The 18,103-nt window shown below is 75.9% G+C and carries 14 protein-coding genes; 4 read left to right on the top strand and 10 right to left on the bottom strand.

The window, feature by feature from the left end:
- Positions 1 to 13: 13 nt before the first annotated feature.
- Both SK069_RS13285 and SK069_RS13280 read right to left on the bottom strand, forming a co-directional pair.
- Positions 14 to 5,395, bottom strand: coding sequence for a DEAD/DEAH box helicase (locus tag SK069_RS13285; protein ID WP_319954725.1), 5,382 nt, complete (start codon positions 5,393 to 5,395; stop codon positions 14 to 16).
- Positions 5,396 to 5,484: 89 nt separating this feature from the next.
- Complete coding sequence (locus SK069_RS13280) at positions 5,485 to 6,048, bottom strand: NAD(P)H-dependent oxidoreductase (protein WP_319954724.1); 564 nt, start codon at positions 6,046 to 6,048, stop codon at positions 5,485 to 5,487.
- 195 nt (positions 6,049 to 6,243) lie between these two features.
- Between SK069_RS13280 and SK069_RS13275 the strand changes: the two genes are divergently transcribed.
- A complete protein-coding gene (locus SK069_RS13275; RefSeq protein ID WP_406628296.1) occupies positions 6,244 to 6,825 on the top strand; it encodes a TetR family transcriptional regulator in 582 nt (193 codons plus the stop codon).
- Between the two features lie 3 nt (positions 6,826 to 6,828).
- On the opposite strand, the gene SK069_RS13270 is transcribed toward SK069_RS13275, so the two are convergent.
- Positions 6,829 to 7,512 (bottom strand): uracil-DNA glycosylase, encoded by a 684-nt coding sequence (locus SK069_RS13270; RefSeq protein WP_319954722.1) that lies wholly within the window; start codon positions 7,510 to 7,512, stop codon positions 6,829 to 6,831.
- 25 nt (positions 7,513 to 7,537) lie between these two features.
- Between SK069_RS13270 and SK069_RS13265 the strand changes: the two genes are divergently transcribed.
- Complete coding sequence (locus tag SK069_RS13265) at positions 7,538 to 8,014, top strand: hypothetical protein (protein ID WP_319954721.1); 477 nt, start codon at positions 7,538 to 7,540, stop codon at positions 8,012 to 8,014.
- A gap of 62 nt (positions 8,015 to 8,076) precedes the next feature.
- Here SK069_RS13265 and rfbB read toward each other — a convergent pair whose 3' ends face one another.
- Positions 8,077 to 9,072, bottom strand: coding sequence for a dTDP-glucose 4,6-dehydratase (gene rfbB, locus SK069_RS13260; RefSeq protein WP_319954720.1), 996 nt, complete (start codon positions 9,070 to 9,072; stop codon positions 8,077 to 8,079).
- Positions 9,073 to 9,146: 74 nt separating this feature from the next.
- On the opposite strand from rfbB, the gene SK069_RS13255 reads away from it, so the two are divergent.
- A complete protein-coding gene (locus SK069_RS13255) occupies positions 9,147 to 9,602 on the top strand; it encodes a hypothetical protein (protein WP_319954719.1) in 456 nt (151 codons plus the stop codon).
- 27 nt (positions 9,603 to 9,629) lie between these two features.
- Here SK069_RS13255 and rfbD read toward each other — a convergent pair whose 3' ends face one another.
- The 6 genes from rfbD to SK069_RS13225 form a co-directional block, all read right to left on the bottom strand.
- The gene (gene rfbD / locus SK069_RS13250) at positions 9,630 to 10,595 is read right to left on the bottom strand and encodes a dTDP-4-dehydrorhamnose reductase (RefSeq protein ID WP_319954718.1); all 966 of its coding nucleotides are present in this window, start codon (positions 10,593 to 10,595) and stop codon (positions 9,630 to 9,632) included.
- Positions 10,596 to 10,637: 42 nt separating this feature from the next.
- Positions 10,638 to 11,555, bottom strand: a complete 918-nt coding sequence (locus SK069_RS13245; protein WP_319954717.1) for a M28 family peptidase — start codon at positions 11,553 to 11,555, stop codon at positions 10,638 to 10,640.
- A 37-nt stretch (positions 11,556 to 11,592) separates the two neighbouring features.
- Entirely contained in the window at positions 11,593 to 12,669 is a 1,077-nt protein-coding gene (locus SK069_RS13240; protein WP_319954716.1) for a glucose-1-phosphate thymidylyltransferase, read from the bottom strand.
- Between the two features lie 73 nt (positions 12,670 to 12,742).
- A complete protein-coding gene (locus SK069_RS13235; protein ID WP_319954715.1) occupies positions 12,743 to 13,219 on the bottom strand; it encodes a pyridoxamine 5'-phosphate oxidase family protein in 477 nt (158 codons plus the stop codon).
- Positions 13,220 to 13,606: 387 nt separating this feature from the next.
- A complete protein-coding gene (locus SK069_RS13230; protein WP_319954714.1) occupies positions 13,607 to 15,694 on the bottom strand; it encodes a helix-turn-helix transcriptional regulator in 2,088 nt (695 codons plus the stop codon).
- A gap of 169 nt (positions 15,695 to 15,863) precedes the next feature.
- A complete protein-coding gene (locus tag SK069_RS13225; RefSeq protein ID WP_319954713.1) occupies positions 15,864 to 16,880 on the bottom strand; it encodes a 3'-5' exoribonuclease YhaM family protein in 1,017 nt (338 codons plus the stop codon).
- Positions 16,881 to 17,088: 208 nt separating this feature from the next.
- Here SK069_RS13225 and SK069_RS13220 point away from each other — a divergent pair, with 208 nt between their 5' ends.
- On the top strand, positions 17,089 to 17,994 hold the full coding sequence (locus SK069_RS13220; protein WP_319954712.1) for an alpha/beta fold hydrolase: 906 nt from the start codon (positions 17,089 to 17,091) through the stop codon (positions 17,992 to 17,994).
- Positions 17,995 to 18,103: the final 109 nt, after the last annotated feature.

Below are 18,103 nucleotides of genomic sequence, written 5' to 3'. Positions count from 1 at the left end.
GAGGCCCGCGGGCTCAGCGACGGGCGACGTACTTCGTCGCCGTCGGCCGGAATCCCGCGGGTTCCAGGAGGGGCTCGAGCGGATGGCCGAGGACCGCGGCGCCGTCGATCCGCTCGAGCTGCAGGCCCTTGCGCTGGTCGGTCGCCACGCGCCCGTCGACGACGTGGCGCACGAGCTCGGCCAGTGCGACCGGCAGGCGCGCGTCGCCGTAGGGCACGAGGACCTGGATCCCACGGCCGGCGCGCTCGACGAAGAGCACCGGGTCGGGGCCGACGAGCACGAGCTTCGCCCCGACGGCGCGCTGCGGGGCGGGAGGCTTCGCGTCGGCCGGCCGCTCTCGGTCGTCCTCGGGCACCGGCGGCCACGGCAGCAGGGTGCCGTAGGGCTGCGCGGGCTCGGCGGCGTCGAGCAGCACGACGGGCAGCGGCTGGCCGGACGCGTCGACCGGCGACCCGGGCGGCTCGATCCGCTGCGCCCGCAGCCGCTCGACGGCGCCGGGGAGCGCGAACTGCGCGCCGCCGAGTCCCTCGACGAAGTACCCGCGGCGGCAGACGCCGAGCGTCTCGAGCGCTCCGAAGCTGTCGTAGAGCGTCGAGAAGCCGCCGGGGATCCGCTCGGCGCGGACGTGCTCCCGCGTGACGATCCCGTGGCGCTCGAGCAGCAGCTCGGCCTGCGTCCGCCGACGGGTGCCCGGATCCTGGGCGTCGGGGCCGTCGAACAGCGGGGCGGTGAGCGAGAAGCGCCCCTGGGTCGCGCCGCGGGTGGCGGTGCCCGCGCGCGGGCCGAAGCGCCGGCGACGGCCGGCGGCCCCACCGCGCGGTGCGGCGGCGGCCGGTCGGGCGGCCTTCATGCCCGCGCGGCCGGCGCGCAGCGGCGCGAACAGGTCGCACGTCACCTCGCCCGACCAGATGAGGTCCCACAGCGCGTCGCGCAGCGCGACGGGATCGCCGGGCACGGCGACGAGCAGCTCCTCGAAGAAGGCCGGGCGCCGCCCGAGCTCCTCGCGCAGCGCGACGTGGATCGGGCCGTCGGGCGCCGCGACGGCGGCGGCGCCGGCGCGGCCGGGACCGCCGGGCGCCGGACCCGGCGGCGCGGCGAGGACGGTCCCCGGCGGAGGACCGATCGCGGGCGCGTCGTCGCGGAAGTACAGCGCGACCCGGTTGCGCGACCCGCCCGAGGCGCCCGCCCCCGCGCCCACCCACACGACCTCGCCCGACGCGCACAGCCCGTCGAGCCACGCCGGCTGGTAGCCCCCGAGGCGCCGCGGCAGGACGTCGCGCTCCCACAGCTCGACCGGCAGCGCCAGGCCCTGCAGCGGGACGAGGACCTCGCGCAGGAGCTCCGGCCCGCGGTCGGGGCGGCTGCCGCGCGCCGCGCGCCGCCGGTCGATCCCGTGCCAGCCGGTGGTGAAGGCGACGAGCGCGCGCGGCTCGGCCGGCTCGATCTCCTGGCGCAGGACGGCGAGCGACAGCCGCCGCAGCCGCCGCAGCACGTCGGGATCGCACCACTCCGTCTCGGTCCCGCCCGGGCGGATCTCGCCGCGGACGAGCTCGTCCTCGCGCAGGAGCTCGCGGAGCACCGCGCTCGCGTCGACGCCGTAGCGGTCGCGCAGCTCGTGGTCGGGGAACGGCCCGTGGGTGGCCGCGTAGCGCACGACGAGCCGCCGCAGAGGGCGCTCGACGTCGGCGAGGAACGCCTCGGGCAGGCCGCCGGGCGGCACCGCGCCGAGCGCGTCGCGGTAGAGGCCCGCGTCGTCGCCGGCGATCCACCGCTCCTCGCGGCCGATCCGCATCCGGACGGCCCGTCGCTGGGCGCCGAGCTCCAGCAGCCAGTCCTCGGCGAGCCGCCGGTGCTCGTCGGCGACGGGGGAGCGTGGATCGATCGCCCGCCCGCCGCCGACGGTCGGGACGCTGGCGACGCCCTCGTCGGGCACCTCGCCGCCGCGGGGCGCGACCCGGCAGGCGACCTCGTCGAGCGCCAGGTCGCCGACGCGCCGCAGGACCTCCGCGAGCGCGTCGGCCGAGCGCGCGATCGTTCGGGGGGAGCGGTGCTGCAGATCCGCCTCCAGCCGCGCGAGCGCGCCGGCGTCCAGCAGCTCGCGCAGCTCGTCCTGGCCGAGCAGCTCGCGCAGCAGGTCCCGGTCCAGCGAGAGGGCCGCCGCGCGCCGCTCGGCGTTCGGCGCGTCCCCCTCGTACATGTAGGTCGCGACGTAGTCGAAGAGCAGCGAGCCGGCCATCGGCGAGGCCATCTGCGTCTCGACCTCGACGACGGTGACCTCGCGCCGGTCGATCTGGCGCAGCAGCTCGAGCAGCCCCGGCACGTCGAGCACGTCTCGCAGGCACTCGCGGTAGGTCTCGAGGATGATCGGGAAGTCGCGGAAGCGCGAGGCGACCTCGAGCAGCGTCTGGGCCTTCAGCCGCTGCTGCCAGAGCGGGGTGCGGCGGCCGGGCTGGGCGCGCGGGATGAGCAGCGCGCGGCCGGCGTTCTCGCGGAACCGGGCGCCGAAGAGCGCCGAGGAGCCGAGCTCGCCGACGATGAGGTCCTCCGCCTCGTCCGGGTCGAGCAGCAGGAGCTCGGCGATCCGCGCCTGGACGGCGCTCTCGCCCCCCTCGCCGTCGCCGTCGAGGTCTCCGCCGTCGGGGAGGTGGAGGATGATCCCGTCGTCGGACCAGAGCGCGTCGGCCTCGAGCCCGAGCTCGTCGCGGATCCGCCGCGCGACGGCGAGCCCCCACGCGGCGTGGACGCGTCCCCCGAACGGGGAGAGCAGGCAGACGCGCCAGTCGCCGATCTCGTCGCGGAACCGCTCGACGACGATCGTGCGGTCCGACGGCAGGACCCGCGTGGCCTCCTGCTGCTCGCGGAGGAACTCGAGGAGGTTGCGCGCCGCCCGCTCGTCGAGGTCGTAGTCGGCGACGAGGGTCTCCTCCTCCTGGTCGACCGCCCAGCGGCTGAACGCGCCGATCGCGCGGCCGAGCTCGACCGGCCGGCCGCGCTGGTCGCCGCGCCAGAACGGCACCGCACCGGGCGTGCCCGGCGCCGGCGTCACGACGACGCGATCGCGCTGGATCTCCTCGATCCGCCACGTCGACGCGCCGAGCAGGAACGTCTGGCCGGCGCGGGCCTCGTAGACCATCTCCTCATCGAGCTCGCCCACCCGGCGGCCGTCGGGCAGCGTCACGCGGTAGAGCCCGCGGTCGGGGATCGTGCCGGCGTTCGCGATCGCGAGCCGCTGGGCCCCGCGGCGCGGGCGGATCGTCCCGGCGACCCGGTCCCAGACGATCCGCGGCCGCAGGTCGGCGAACTCCTGCGACGGGTAGCGCCCGTCGAGCATGTCGAGCACCCGCTCCAGCAGCTCGCGCGGCAGCTCGGCGTAGGAGTGCGTGCGGGTGAGCAGCGCGTAGAGGTCGTCGACCGCGACGCCGTCGCCGAGGCCCTCGTCGACCGGCGCCGGCGGCCGGTCGTCGTCCTCGGCCGGCTCGTGGCCGTCGTCGACCGCGATCGCCTGCTGCTCGCCGCGCGCCGGGTCGCGGACGAGGGTGCGGGAGCTCGTCGGCCCCGGGTCGCGCGGCGCCCGACCGCTCCCCGTCCCGCCGCCCGTCGCGTCGGTGCTCGACGCCGCGATCGCGACGATCTGCTGCGCGAGGACGTCGAGGGCGTTGCGCGGGACGCTGATCGGCTCGATCCGCCCCTCGCGCATCCGCCGCGCGACGACGGCGCACTCGAGCAGGTCGGCGCGGAACTTCGGGAAGATCCGGCCCTTGGCGACCTCGCCGACGCCGTGACCGGCCCGGCCGATCCGCTGCATCCCGGCGGCGACCGACTTCGGCGACTCGACCTGCAGCACGAGGTCGACGGCGCCCATGTCGATGCCGAGCTCCAGCGAGCTCGTCGCCACGAGGCACGGCAGCTTGCCCTGCTTCAGCAGCTCCTCGACGACCTCGCGCTCCTCGCGGCTCAGCGAGCCGTGGTGGGCGCGGGCGACCTCGACCGCGTGCGGGCCCGCGGGCGTGGGAGGGGGGGAACCGGATCCGCCCGGCGCCGCGCCCGCGGGCGCGGCGTCCTCGAGCGGCGCGACCGGCCGGGGGTGGATCTGGGCGTGGCGCTCCGGACTCGCCAGCGTCGCGTCGAGGTCGGGCGGCAGCCGGCGCAGCTCGCCCGGCGGTCGCGCCGCCGGATCGTCGGGATCCCAGCGCGCGTCCGGGTTGCGGTCGGGGTCGGCCTGCGCGGCCGCGCCGCCCGCCGCCAGGTCGGCCGCGGACGCGGCCGCCGCCTCGGCGTCGAGCGCCCGGCGCTCGGCGAGCTCGTTGAGCCGCAGCGCCAGCCGCTCGGCCGCACGACGGCTGTTGACGAAGACGATCGTCGAGCGGTGCTGCTCGACGAGGTCGAGGATCGCCGGGTACATCGCCGGCCAGATCGAGTTGCGGGTCGCCTCGTTGCCGGCCGGCAGGACGTCGAGGGGGTCGACGACGGGACCGACGCTCGCGCCCTCCTCCGGAGCCTCGTCGTCCCCGGGCTCGGTCGGGTCCGCCCCGGCCGACGGCGCGTCGCCGGATGTGGTCGAGGCCGCCCCCGACGGGCCCTCCCCCGTGCCGGCTGCCCCCTCGCCGCGACCGCTGAGCGGCGAGACGACGGAGTCCAGCTCCGTCAGCGACTCGACCGGGAGCTCGATCCGCAGGTCCATCGCCTTGCGCTCGCCGGTGTCGACGATCCGGCACCGGCGACCGGGTCCGACGAGGAACCGGCCCACCTCCTCCAGCGGGTTCTGGGTCGCCGAGAGGCCGATCCGCTGGACCTCATCGCCCGACCACGCGCCCGGGAGGGCCCCGGCCTCGCCCGCCGCCCGCAGCGCGGCGAGCCGCTCGAGCGTCAGCGCCAGGTGGCTGCCGCGCTTCGTCCCCGCCACGGCGTGGATCTCGTCGACGATCACCGTCTCCACGCCGGAGAGGATCTCCCGGGCACCGGAGGTGAGCATGAGGAAGAGCGACTCCGGCGTCGTGATGAGGACGTCCGGCGGCTTGCGGCGCATCGCCTGCCGCTCGCGCTGCGGCGTGTCGCCCGTGCGCAGGCCGACGCGGATGGCGTCCTCGCCGCCCGCGGCGGTGATGCCCTTCAGCGGCGCGCGGAGGTTGCGGTCGACGTCGTGGCTCAGCGCCTTGAGCGGCGAGACGTAGAGCAGCCGGACGCGTCGGTGCTCGTCGGCCAGCGGGGCGGCGGCGAGGCGATCGAGGCCCCAGAGGAAGGCGGCGAGCGTCTTGCCCGACCCGGTCGGGGCCGAGATGAGGACGTGCTCGCCGGCGGAGATGAGCGGCCACGCCTGCTCCTGGACCGGCGTGGGGTGCGCGAAGGCGCGAGCGAACCAGTCGCGGACCGCGGGGGTGAAGGCGTCGAGGGACACGCCCCGTCCAGCCTACGGCCCGCGCCGGATCGAACGCACGTTCGCCCGCCGGGACACCCCCGGCGGGCGGGCGCCGCGTGGACCGTCGGTCAGGCGGCGACGGGCCGCCTGGCGCCCTCGGCGAGCTGCGCGACGACGCGCGCGACCTCGGCCGCGATCTCCTCGTCGTCGCGCGGGTGCAGCTGCGCGAACCGGACGACGGACTCGGCGACGGAGAGCTTGACGTCCTGGAGCACCGCGCCGCCGGCGATGCCGAGGGCCTTGCGGGTCTCGTCCTGGGCCCAGACGCCGCCGTACTGGCCGAACGCGGTGCCGACGACGGCCACGGGCTTGCCCTGCAGGGCACCCTCGCCGTAGGGGCGCGAGAGCCAGTCGATCGCGTTCTTCAGGACCGCCGGGATCGTGCCGTTGTACTCGGGCGAGAAGAGCAGCAGGGCGTCGGCCTGGCCGGCGGCGTCGCGCAGGCGCTGCGCGGCGGCCGGGCGCTCGGCGTCGGTGTCGACGTCCTCGTTGTAGAACGGCACGTCGCCGAGGCCCTCGAAGAGCTCGACGACGACGTCCTCCGGGGCGCGCTCGGCGGCGGTCTCGGCGAGCTGGCGGTTGTGGGAGCCGGAGCGGAGGCTGCCGACGAGGGCGAGGATGCGCGTGGACATGGAAGGACCTCGGGACGGGGAGTGTCGTGGGGACGGGAGCCCGGTCCGCCGTGCGGCGGACCGCGGTCCGTTTCAAACGTTGTAGCACAGGAGCGGACCGTGGTCCACTTCGGCGCGCCGCGGTACGATGGCCCTGTGGCTCCCTCGACCACGCCCCTCACCGTCCTGCCGACCGTGGCCGGCCCGTCGCTCCCGATGGCCGGAGCGGAGCAGGAGCGCGCGGACGCCGCGCGCAACCGCCGGCGCCTGCTCGACGCCGCCGCGGCGCTCGTCGCCGAGCGCGGTGCGGACGCGGTGACGATGGAGGCGGTGGCGGCCGCGGCCGGCGTCGGCAAGGGCACCGTGTTCCGCCGCTTCGGCGACCGGGCCGGGCTCATGACCGCGCTCCTGAACCACACGGAGATCGAGCTGCAGGAGGCGTTCCTCTACGGCGACGCCCCGCTCGGCCCCGGCGCCGACCCCGTCGAGCGGCTCATCGCCTTCGGCTGCGCGCGGCTGAAGATGGTCGAGCTGCACGGCGAGGTGCTGCGGGCGGCCGCGCACGGGACCGCCCGCTTCTCGGCGCCGGCGCGCGCCGTCCACCTGACCCACGTCGCGACGCTCCTGCGGGCGGCGCGCGTCGACGGCGACGTGCCGCTCCTGGCCGACACCCTGCTCGCGTCGCTGGACGCCGCCCTCGTGCTGCACCAGCAGCAGGTCCTCGGGTACGAGCCCGACCGGCTGCACCACGGCTGGGCCGACCTCGTCCGCCGCGTCACGCGGACCTGCGGCGACTGACGCTCAGCCGTCGGCGAGCTCGCGCGCGCGGACGAGGACCGCGTCGAGCATCGCCGGGGTCAGGCGCCCGGTGAACGTGTTCTGCTGGCTCGGGTGGAAGCAGCCCAGCAGCCGGTAGGGGCCCACGTCGGCGACGACGCCGTGCCCGAACCGCGGCCGCGGGCGCGGCGTCGGGATCCCCCGCGCGGCGAGCAGCCGCAGCGTGCCGTCCCACCCGAACCCGCCGAGGCAGACGATCGTCCGCACCCGGGGCAGCAGGTCGAGCTCGGCCACCGTCCACGGCAGGCACGTGTCCCGCTCGGTCGGGGTCGGCTTGTTCGCGGGCGGCGCGCAGCGGACGATCGCGGTGATCCAGCAGTCCTCGAGCGCGAGGCCGTCGTCGAGCGCGACCGAGGTCGGCTGGTTCGCGAAGCCCGTGCGGTGCAGCGCGGCGAAGAGGAAGTCGCCCGACCGGTCGCCGGTGAAGATCCGCCCGGTGCGGTTGGCGCCGTGCGCCGCGGGCGCGAGCCCGGCGAGGAGGACGCGGGCCGCGGGGTCGCCGAAGCCGGGCACCGGCCGGCCCCAGTAGACCTCGTCGCGGTAGGCGGCACGGCGCTCGCGCGCGACCTGCTCGCGCCATGCGACGAGCCGCGGGCACGCGCGGCAGCGCGTCACCCGTCGCTGGTGCTCGGCGAGGGTCCCGGCCACGGCGGCCTACGGTAGCGTTCCGCCCGTGTTCGCCCTGCGTCCTCGCCTGGCCCTGTTGCTCTCCGCCGGCGCGATCGCGCTCGTGACGACCGGCTGCGCCCCCACCCAGGGAGCGTCGGACGACGACAAGGAGTTCACCGGCGTCCAGGGCCAGGTCGCGAACACGATCGACAAGCTCGACGACGCCTACGAGGACGAGCAGCAGGACACCGACAACGGCGCGAAGACCGTCTGCCAGGAGCTGCTCTCCAAGCGCCTCGTGGCGCAGCTCGAGGCGCGCGGCGGCTGCGAGAAGGTCACCCGGGACGCGCTCGAGGACGCCGACCCGATCTCGATGAGCACGCAGGCCGTCCAGGTCCGCGGCGACCAGGCGATCGCGACGGTCCGCCTGAAGCTCACGAACGACGACTACCGGACCGACACCCTCACGCTCGTGCGCGAGGGCCGCGGCACCTGGAAGCTCGACGCCACGAAGCGCGGCGCGGTCACCGGCGGCGACTGAGCCCCGGCGCCCGGGCCGGCCCGGGCGCTCCGCCCCCGGCCACGACCGACCGGCGCCGGGGACTAGAAGGCCGGGTCCTGGCCGTACACGCGGCGGTAGTAGGCGCGGTACTCGTCGGTGGCGACGAGCGGCTTCCACCACCACTCGTGGTCGCGGTACCAGTGGACCGTCGACTCCAGGCCGCCCTCGTCGAAGTCCATCCGGGGCTCCCAGCCGGCGAGCGCGCGGAGCTTCGAGGAGTCCAGCGCGTAGCGGAAGTCGTGGCCGAGGCGGTCCTCGACGTGCTTCACCTGGTCCTCCGAGGCCCCGGTGAGGGCGATGATCCGCCGGACGACGTCGAGGTTGATCTTCTCCTTCGCGCCGCCGACGTTGTAGGCCTGCCCGGACTCGCCGTGGGCGAGCGCGGCGTGGATGCCGGACGCGAAGTCGTCGACGTGGAGCCACGTGCGGACCTGGTCGCCCTGGCCGTAGACCGGCAGCGGGCCGCCGTGGATCGCGTTGAGCGTCATCACCGGGATGAGCTTCTCCGGGAACTGCCGCGGGCCGTAGCAGTTGGAGCCGCGCGCGATGACGACGTCCTGGCCGTACGTGATGTGGGCGGCGAGGACCATGAGGTCGGCGCCGGCCTTCGATGCCGAGTACGGCGACGAGGGCTCGAGCGGGTGCTCCTCGGTGAAGGCGCCCTCGCGGATCGAGCCGTAGACCTCGTCGGTCGAGACCTGGACGTAGCGCACGCCCCGCCGCCGGGCCTCCTCGACGAGGGTGTAGGTGCCGACCGCGTTCGTCGTCACGAACGCCTGCGCGTCGAGGATCGAGCGGTCGACGTGCGTCTCGGCCGCGAAGTTCACGATCGCGTCCACGCCGGCGGCGGCCTGCTCGACCGCGCCCGGGTCCTCGATCCGGCCGACGACGAGGTCGACGTCGAGGCCCTCGACGTTCTCCCGCCGGCCGGCGTACGTCAGCGCGTCGAGCACGCGGACCTCGTCGCCGGCGGCGACCCGCTGGTGCACGAACGCCGAGCCGATGAACCCGGCACCACCGCAGACGAGCAGCTTCATGGGCCGGAACCCTACGCAACGGCGGCCCGGTCGGGACCGGCCGCTCGCCGGACGGGCCCCTAGGATCCGCGCCGATGCCCGACCCGGAGGAGCCGACCACCGAGCGCGCACGCGAGTGGCGGGTGCGCCGCCGCTGGCTGCCGTGGCGGCGCCGGATCCGCGACGTGCCCGACACGGGCATCGGGAACGTCACGCTCGGCGACGACCCGATCAGCGCGGTGATCGGCATCTTCCTGCTGATCCTCGCGCTGCCGGTCCTCATCGTCCTGCTCGCGCTGCTGCTCGAGCTCCTGCTCCTGCTCGCGCTGCTGCCGGTCTTCGTGCTGCTGCGGCTGGCGCTGCCGGTCCCGTGGACGATCGAGGTCCACGCCCGGCCCGCTCCGCGCTCGCGCTGGTCGCGCCTCGTCGCCTGGGCGACGTGGACGCTGCAGCGCGAGGAGCGCGTCGCCGGCTGGCGGGCGTCGCGCGAGCGGATCGCGCAGCTGCGCCGCGAGCTCGGCGTGACGCGCGTTCCGTCGCCGTTCGGCTGACCCGCGAGCGCTCAGGCGGATCCAGGCTCAGGCGGCGCGGGCGGCGCCGACCTCGACGAGGTGCGCCGCGACGCCCTCCTGCCACGCGGGCAGCGCGGGCACGTCGTCGCGGGTCGAGCCCAGGACGCTCCAGGCCGGCCGCCGCGCCGGCCGCGGGAACGCGTCGGTGCCGACCGGCACCGCGCGGGTGCCGCCGCCGATCCGGGAGAAGACCTCGGCCGCCAGGCCGCACCACGTGACCTGCCCGCCGCCCGCGAGGTGGGCGATCCCCCGGGCCTCGCCGCCGGCCGCGCGCACGAGCGCGGGCGCCAGGTGCCCGGTCCACGTCGGGCAGCCGGTCTGGTCGTCGACGACCTGGACCTCGTCGCGATCGGCCGCGAGGCGCACCATCGTGTCGACGAAGTTCCCGCCGCCCGCGCCGAAGACCCAGGCCGTGCGGCAGATGAGGTGATCGGGGTTGTGCTCGGCGACCTGCTCCTCGCCGGCGAGCTTCGTGCGGCCGTAGGCGGCCTGCGGACCGGTCGGCGCGTCCTCCGGGTAGGGCTCCTGGGCGTCGCCGGGGAAGACGTAGTCCGTCGAGACGTGCACGAGCCGCACGCCGAGCGCGGCCGTGGCCTTCGCGAGGTTGCCCGCGCCGTCGCCGTTGACGGCGAGCGCCTCGGCCTCGCGCTCCTCCGCGCCGTCGACGTCGGTGAACGCCGCGCAGTTCACGACGACCGTCGGCGCGTGCTGCTCGAGGGCGACCGTCGTGCGCTCGAGGTCGGTGATGTCGAGCTCCACGCGGGTCGTGGCCACGACGTCCCAGCCGTGGACGCGGGCGACGTCGACGACCCGCTGCCCGAGCATCCCGGCGGCGCCGGTGACGACCATCCGCCGGCGGCGCTGCCCGGCCGGCGGCGCGTCGCTGTCGTGGCGCTCGAGCTGCCCGCGGTTCGGCCGGATGATCGTGTTCGGTCCCAGGCGGGCGATCTCGCCCTGGCGCACGTAGCCCATGTCGCCCCGGAGCGTGGCAGAACGACGGGCCGGGCCGTCGCATCACCCGGGAGGAGCACCGCTCCTCGAGGCGGCGGAGCTCGCGGAGACGGGCCCGAGCAGGTGCAGGACCACCGCCGCGGTGCGGCGGAACGCCGCGCGCTGCAGCCGGGGCGTCCGGTCGCAGGGGCGGTGGCGACAGGCGTTGTCGACGACGCCGAGCTTCATCGCGGCCATCCCGGCGAGGGCGAGCTCGCGGTGGTCGGAGTTGCCCGCCCCCTCGTCGCGGCGCCACGCGACCGGGACGCGCGCGCGTCGGGCCGCGGCGAGCAGCGCCCGCTCGACGCCGCGCCGGGCGCGCGGCGCGGGCGAGCGCAGGTGGAAGCGGCGCCCGCGACCGACCTCGTCGAGCGAGAGCGCCCAGCGCACGTCGGCCGTGCGGCGCTCCCGCCGCAGCCGCCGCACGAGCGCGGAGGCCCCGAGGTGGTCCGGGCGGCCGGTGAAGAGCCGCTCCTCGGCGCCCGTGGCGACGAACCACGTCTCGCACCCCGGGGCCCGCTGGCGCTCGGCGAGCTCGACGAGCAGGCCCACGCCCGAGGCGTTGTCGAGCGCGCCGACGGTCCCGGGCATCGAGTCGGCGTGGGCCATGAGGATCCACAGGCACGGGCGCCGGCCGGGGCGGATCCCGACGACGTTGCGGGAGCGGCCGTGGCCGGGCACCGCGAAGCGGTCGTGGCGGACGGTGAGGCCGGCGGCGCGCATCCGGCCGGCGACGAGCGCCTGCGCGGTGCGCTCGGCGGCCGAGCCCGCCGGTCGCGGCCGCGCGGCGATCCGCTGCGCCAAGGCCCAGGCCGCGTCGCCGGCGGGCGGGCTCGGGGTGGTCGCGCGGGACGCGGCGGCGCGCGGCGGGGCGGTGCCGCTCGGGACGGGCACCGCCGTGGGCAGCGCCGCGACGAGCGCGCTGGCGAGGACGGCGAGCATGGTGATCAGCATCGCCGACGCGCCGCGCGCCGACCGGTCAGAGGATCTCGATCTCCGAGTTGTCGCCGACCATGAAGCGGTAGGCGCGGGGCGTGCGCTCGCCGCGGCGGACGGTGACGTCGCGACCGAGCAGCGAGGACTCGATCCGGCCCTCGAGCCCGATGAGCTTCGCCCGCTCGAGGAGGATCGAGTGCTCGACCTCGGAGCGCTCGACCACGGCGTCCTTCGCGATCGCCGAGTAGGGACCGACGTAGCTGTCGGCGACGACGGCGTCGCGGCCGATGACGACCGGGCCGCGGACGACGGAGCGCTCGACGCGGGCGCCGGCCTCGATCACCACGCGCCCCTCGACCTGCGAGCCCTCGTCGACCGCGCCGTCGATCCGCCGCTCGATCGTGTCGAGGATCAGGCGGTTCGCCTCGAGCATGTCGGCGAGCTTGCCGGTGTCCTTCCACCAGCCGTGCACGACGTGCGGCTCGACGCGGTCGCCCTGGTCGACCTGCCACTGGATCGCGTCGGTGATCTCGAGCTCGCCGCGGGCCGAGGGCTCGATCGCCTTCGCGGCCTCGAGGATCCGCGAGGTGAAGAGGTAGACGCCGACGAGCGCGAGATCGGACCGCGGCTCGGCCGGCTTCTCGACGAGCCGCGTGACCTGGCCGTCGTGGAGCTCCGCGACGCCGTAGGAGCGGGGGTCCTCGACCTGCTGCAGGAGGATCATCGCGTCCGGCGCGTTCGTGCGGAACTGCTGCACGAGGCCGGTGAGGCCGCCCTGCAGGAGGTTGTCGCCGAGGTACATGACGAACGAGCTGTCGCCGAGGAACGCCTCCGCGGTCAGCACGGCGTGCGCCAGGCCGTCCGGGGACGCCTGGTCGATGTACGTGATCGACGCGCCGAAGGCGGAGCCGTCACCGGTGACCTCGCGGATCTCGCCGCCGGTCTCGGGGTTGAGGATGATCCCGATCTCCGTGATCCCGGCCTCGACCATCGAGCGGATCGCGTAGAAGAGGACCGGCTGGTTGGCCACCGGCACGAGCTGCTTCGCGCTGGTGTGGGTGATCGGGCGCAGCCGCGTGCCCCGGCCCCCGGACAGGATCAGACCCTTGAGCTGCGTCATCGCGGCCGGAGCCTAGCGGCGGGGCGCCGCCACGGGACCCGCCCGCCCGCCGGGCGGGGTCCGCGAGACCGGCTCAGTAGACGCCGGCGGCGAGCTTGCGGTGGTCCCAGGTGGCGCGGCGCCGCTCGACGAACTCCATCGCGATCCGCTTCGTCGCCTGCTGGTCCACGGCGGCCTGCATCGCGTCCGGCAGCGGGCCGTCGCCGATCCCCGGCGTGTAGCGGCGGAAGACCTCGGTGCCCAGCGCGCTGACCGTCTCGAGGTCGCGGTGGATCACCGTCTCGCACTCGAGCATCACGCCGCGCAGCTGGTCGTAGGTCTCGCCGGCCTCGACCTGGAGCGTCGCCCGCGGATCGCGCTCGAGGTTCTTCGTCTTCTGGGACTTCGCGAACGTCCACGCCCAGATCCGGCCGTCGCGCACGACGTACCAGAGCGGCATGAGGTGCGGCCAGCCGCGCGGCCCGGCGGTCGCGCAGACGAGGGTCCGCTCCTCGTCGAGGAAGGCGAGGACCTCGTCGTCGCTCATCGTGATCTGATCGCGGCGGCTCATGGCCGCGCACGCTATCCGGCGCGCGGCGCGACGGCGGACGGGGCGGCCGGTGGACGTCGTGGCGCGCCACGAGCCGCGGGCACGAGCGGGAAGCGCGGCGGAGCGTGACCGATGACGCACCCGGCCGGTGACCGGGGCCGCGGACCCTGTCGCCGGCCGGCGACAGGCTGTGCGCGTACCCCACACGCGGCCCCGAACGAGCCGCAGGCACCGACGACGCGGCCCTCCCGGTCCTTCTCCAGGTCCCCCCTCGGCGACCGGGCCCGCCGCGAGACGCGACGCGAACGGGCGGACCTCCGGGTCCGCCCGGTCCGCGGTCCGTGGACCGCCGGTCTGCAGGACTCCCGCGAGCTGGGGCGCCTCCGCGGTGCTCAGCGCCCGCGGCGCTCAGCTGCGAGCCAGGCGATCCGCGACGGCGCGCACGGCGTCGCGCGCGTCCTGCGGCTCGAGGATCACGAGGTCGCCGATCTCGGTCAGCACCTCGCGCACGAGCCAGTCCACGCCCGCGAACGGGATCTCGATCACCAGCGCGCCGTCGTCGAGCTCCTCGACGACCTGGCGGCGCTCGCGCTCCCACCGCGCGCGCTCCGGGCTCACCCAGACCCGCGCGGTGCGGCTCGCCGGCACCTCGCCGGTCCGCGGCCACCCGGCGACCTCGGCGGCGGGGTCGACCTCGGGCCGCCGCTCGAACTGCTCGTCGGTCGCGCGCGCCGAGCGGATCCGGTCCAGGCGGAAGTGGCGCACGTCCTCGCGGCCGCGGTCGTAGCCGGCGACGTACCAGCCCTCGCGCCCGTTGATGAGCGCGTAGGGCTCGAGCACGCGCTCGCTGAACTGGTCCTCGTTGGGCTTGTAGTAGTCGAGCTCGAGCACGCGCCGGTCGGCGATCGCCTCCGACACGAGCCGGGCGAGGTCGCGGTCGTCGCCGCCACCGTGGGCGACCTGCAGGCCGTGCTCCAGCGGGTCCTCGCCGAGCGCGTCGACGACCTTCGCCCGCGCCGTGCCGAGCGAGCCGGCGGGCAGGTGGTCGCCGATGAGGTCGATCGCCGCCACGAGCGCCTTCGCCTCGACGGGCAGGAGCCGCGCGGGGCGGGCGAAGTGATCGCTGTAGGGCTCGTTGTCGACCTCGATCCGACCGTCGTCGGTCACCTCGGCGTAGAGGACGTAGGAGCCGCCGCCGAAGTTCACGATGTTCAGGACGTTGATGTCGTCCCGCAGCTCGCTCTCGTTGACGTTCAGGCGGTCCAGCACCTCCGGCAGGTCGAGCGCCTCGCCGCCGCGGCCGGCGTGGATGAGGATCGACGCGAGCGTCACGAGCCGCGCGAAGCGCTCCGGGCGGATGATCCCGTCGCGGGTCGGCGGCGCCGTCGCGCCCGGCTCCTCCTCCTCGAGGTAGGGGCGGCCGCCCGCGATCGCGAAGTCGCCCTCGTGGCGCTGCCGCACGAGCGCCACGCGCTGCGCGTACTCGTCGCGCAGCGGCGCCGGGTCGAGGATCTCGGCGTGCTCGCCGATCCGCATGACCCACCCGAGCAGCGCGCGCGGCACGCCGTAGGCCGTCTCGAAGACGACGTCGCCGCGCAGCAGCCCGTCGTCGCTGCGCTCCTCGGCACCGTCGCCGGCGGGCGCGAACGTCCCCTGCCGCGCGTGGTTGCGCTGGACCTGCCACGCGATCCGCTCGGCGATCCGGATCCGCGCCGTGGCGACCGGCTCGGCCATCTGCCAGTCGGCGCGGTCGCCGTAGGGCCGCGGGTCGAAGTCGTCGGGCCGGCGGAAGTCGTGCTCGGCCTTCGTCGCGTAGGCGACCTTGTCCTGGATGCGCGAGAGCCGGAAGACGCGCAGCTCGTCGCGCTCGTGGTCGCGGCCCAGGAGGTAGAAGTGGCCGCCGCGGAAGAGCAGGTGGTACGGGTCGACCTTGCGCGTCTCGACCGTGTCGCGGTGCAGCGAGTGGTAGCCGAAGACGATCGTCTTGTTGCGGAAGATCGCCGACTCGACCTTCGCCAGCCGCTGCGCGGGGTCGCGGCCGCTGACCTGGGCGGTGATGCCCAGGCCGACCATGCCCGCCCCGGCCGCCTCGGCGCCCGCCAGGGGGCTCGGCCGGCCCCACGAGAGCTGCTGCAGCGCCAGGCGCAGCGGCTCGGCGTAGGCGAACTCGCCGTCGAGCAGCGAGAGGGCGAGCTGCAGGCTCGCGAGCTCGTCGTCGCTGAAGGCGATCGGGGGCAGGTGGAAGTTCTCGCTGCGCAGCGAGTAGTGCTCCTGCTCCGCCGTCCCGTCGCCCGGGCGCTCGATCGTCAGCTGGATCCCGAGCGACTCGAGCTCCGCGCGGTCGGCGTAGAAGCGGCGGGCGAACGCGTCCTCGTTCATCCCGCTGTAGCCCTCGACGTCACGGCGGATCTCCAGCGCCGTCACGGGACGGCGCTCCGCCATGAGGTACGAGATCAGCGAGAGCTGCCGGATCAGCTTCTCGGTGTCCTTCGCCATCGCCGGTGGACTGTACGCGGACGGCGCGCGCCCCCGCCGTTCAGGGGGCCACGAGTTCCCGCAACACGCGAGAAACGGCCGGGCCCTCCGGCGCTTCCCGCCCCCCGTCGACGGCCGAGGCGTCCAGGTCGCCTGGGAACGGACGCGGAGGCCGGCCGACGGTGGGGCGTCAGGCGGCGCGGGCCGGCAGGACGGGGGCCGGCAGGGGCGCGAGCGCCTCGAGGTCCGCGTCCCGGCGCACGGGCCCGAAGTACGCCGCCGAGCCCACGCCGCGGTCGTAGGCGCTCCACTGCGCGTCCGGGGCCAGGCCGCGCTGCAGGCGGTCGAAGCTGCCCATCCGCGCGGCGAGGTCGTCGGCGTGGTGCACGAGGACCGCCTCGCGGGTCGCCGGCACGACGGGGCTGCCGTACTCCTGCTTGCCGTGGTGGCTCAGCACGATGTGCCGGACGGCGAGCGCCGTCTCCGCCGGGAAGCCCTCGAGCGCCTCGACCGCCGCCCGGACGATCTCGTAGCCCAGGACGATGTGGCCCTCGAGCCGCCCCAGGTCGGTGAGGTCCGGCGCGAGCGGGTCCGTGGTGTACGCCTCGGCCTTGCCGATGTCGTGCAGCAGCGCGCCGGCGACCGCGACGTCGCGGTCGACGTCCGGGAACAGCGGCGCGAGGGCCTCCACGGCCTCCGTCACCCGCAGCGTGTGGTCGAGCAGCCCGTGGGGGTAGGCCTCGTGGAAGAACTTCGCCGCGGGCGCCTCCCGGAACCGCAGCCAGAAGGGCGTCTCGCGGTCGAAGACGCGCTCGAGCAGCAGGCGCAGCCAGCGGTCCGCGGTCCGCGCGATGAGCGCCTGGAACCGCCGCTCGAGCTCGGCCACCGGGATCGCCGGCCCCTCCGTCAGCTCCGCGAGGTCGACCGTGCCCCGGTCGACCGGGGCGAGCGACTCGAGCGCGAGCTGCCGGCCGAACCGCTCGTCCTCCTCGACGACCCCGCGGAAGCGGACCGCGGCGCCGCGCTCCGCGAACGCCGCGATCGCGTCGACGTCCTCGCGGACGATCGCCACGAGCGCCTGCGAGCGGTCCCCGAGCTCGAGCCGGAGGTACTCCGAGCCGTCGTCGCGCCGGCGGCGCCGCGCCGCGGCGCGGACCAGCAGCACGCGGTCCACCGGTGCGCCGGCGTCGAGATCGCGGAGATCCATGCGAAGGACGGTACGACGCGAACCGGACGGCACAGGCGACGGGCGATCGGGGTCGGCGGGCGCCGCGAGCGACGCGAGAACTCCCTGCAGATCGGCAGGTTCCGGCCGCGCCCGCGGGGCGCAGCGACGGGCGGCTCGGCGCGGCCGCGGGTCGACGGACGGTCCACGGCGCTTCGAAGCGCATCGAACACGGTGTTAGCGTTCGGTCATGGGTCGACCCGAGATCACCGAGCGGTTCATCGAAGCCGCCGGGGTGCGGACGCGGCTCCTCGAGACCCGCGGCTCACGCCTGGGCGGGCCACCGCTGCTCCTCCTGCACGGGTACTCCGACTCCGCCGACACGTGGCGGCCGCTGATGCTCGACCTCGCCGACCGCCGGCAGCGGTCGGTCGCGATCGACCTCCAGGGGTTCGGCAAGGCGGACCGGCTGGTGCCCGACGAGCCGATGCTCGAGCAGTTCGCCCGGCTCATCGACGGCGTGCTCGCCCAGATCGCCCCCGACGAGCCCGCGGTGATCGCGGGCAACTCGATGGGCGGCGCCGCGACCTTGCTCGCGGCCGAGCGGCGGCCCTCGCCGGCCGGGATCGTGCCGATCGACCCCGCCGGCTTCGACCACCCGCGGTGGTTCGGCCTCATCTCCCAGCAGCCGCTGCTGCGGTTCCTGCTCGCCGACCGCAACCCGGTCCCCACGCCGCTGATCCGCGCGATCGTCGCCCAGCTCTTCCGGCAGCTCGCGTTCGCGCGGCCGCTGCGCGCGCGCCGCGACGTCCTGCACCGGTTCGCGCAGCACTTCGAGTCGCGCCGCGACGTCCGCCGCCTGCTGCACACCGGCCGCCGGCTGCTGCCCGAGCTCGAGAGCCCGTTCGACCACTCGCGGATCGAGTGCCCGGTGCTGCTCATCTGGGGCGACGGCGACCGGATGGTCCATCACGACGGCTCCCGGCACCTGCGCGACGCGCTGCCCGCCACCCGCTACGAGCTGCTGCCCGGGATCGGCCACTGCCCGCAGCTCGAGTGCCCGGCGATCGTCGGCGAGCTCCTCGCCGAGTTCTGCCGCGAGGTGCGCGTGGCGCCCGCGGCGGACGTCGCGCCGCCCGCCGCCGTCGCCGGCTGACGCGCGTTCCCGGCCGACGCGGCGCCGGGATCCGGCCGCGGACCCAGCGGGGCGCCCCGCGCCGCGCGGCCGTCTCGCCGGCGACCGCGTCCGAGGCGGTGGCCGTCGG

The sequence above is a fragment of the Patulibacter brassicae genome (genome assembly GCF_033949425.1).
In the GTDB taxonomy this organism is placed as follows: domain Bacteria; phylum Actinomycetota; class Thermoleophilia; order Solirubrobacterales; family Solirubrobacteraceae; genus Patulibacter; species Patulibacter brassicae.
The sequence above is the reverse complement of the archived record's forward strand: the minus strand, read 5'-3'. Positions and strand labels throughout refer to the sequence as shown.

What these genes read in the sequence shown, in the direction of transcription:
- SK069_RS13280 (WP_319954724.1), bottom strand. Translation starts at nt 6,048, where the DNA reads ATGTCCACGCGCATCCTCGCCCTCGTCGGCAGCCTCCGCTCCGGCTCC.
- SK069_RS13275 (WP_406628296.1), top strand. Translation starts at nt 6,244, where the DNA reads ATGGCCGGAGCGGAGCAGGAGCGCGCGGACGCCGCGCGCAACCGCCGG.
- rfbB (WP_319954720.1), bottom strand. Translation starts at nt 9,072, where the DNA reads ATGAAGCTGCTCGTCTGCGGTGGTGCCGGGTTCATCGGCTCGGCGTTC.
- SK069_RS13255 (WP_319954719.1), top strand. Translation starts at nt 9,147, where the DNA reads ATGCCCGACCCGGAGGAGCCGACCACCGAGCGCGCACGCGAGTGGCGG.
- rfbD (WP_319954718.1), bottom strand. Translation starts at nt 10,595, where the DNA reads ATGGGCTACGTGCGCCAGGGCGAGATCGCCCGCCTGGGACCGAACACG.
- SK069_RS13245 (WP_319954717.1), bottom strand. Translation starts at nt 11,555, where the DNA reads ATGCTCGCCGTCCTCGCCAGCGCGCTCGTCGCGGCGCTGCCCACGGCG.
- SK069_RS13240 (WP_319954716.1), bottom strand. Translation starts at nt 12,669, where the DNA reads ATGACGCAGCTCAAGGGTCTGATCCTGTCCGGGGGCCGGGGCACGCGG.
- SK069_RS13235 (WP_319954715.1), bottom strand. Translation starts at nt 13,219, where the DNA reads ATGAGCCGCCGCGATCAGATCACGATGAGCGACGACGAGGTCCTCGCC.
- SK069_RS13230 (WP_319954714.1), bottom strand. Translation starts at nt 15,694, where the DNA reads ATGGCGAAGGACACCGAGAAGCTGATCCGGCAGCTCTCGCTGATCTCG.
- SK069_RS13225 (WP_319954713.1), bottom strand. Translation starts at nt 16,880, where the DNA reads ATGGATCTCCGCGATCTCGACGCCGGCGCACCGGTGGACCGCGTGCTG.
- SK069_RS13220 (WP_319954712.1), top strand. Translation starts at nt 17,089, where the DNA reads ATGGGTCGACCCGAGATCACCGAGCGGTTCATCGAAGCCGCCGGGGTG.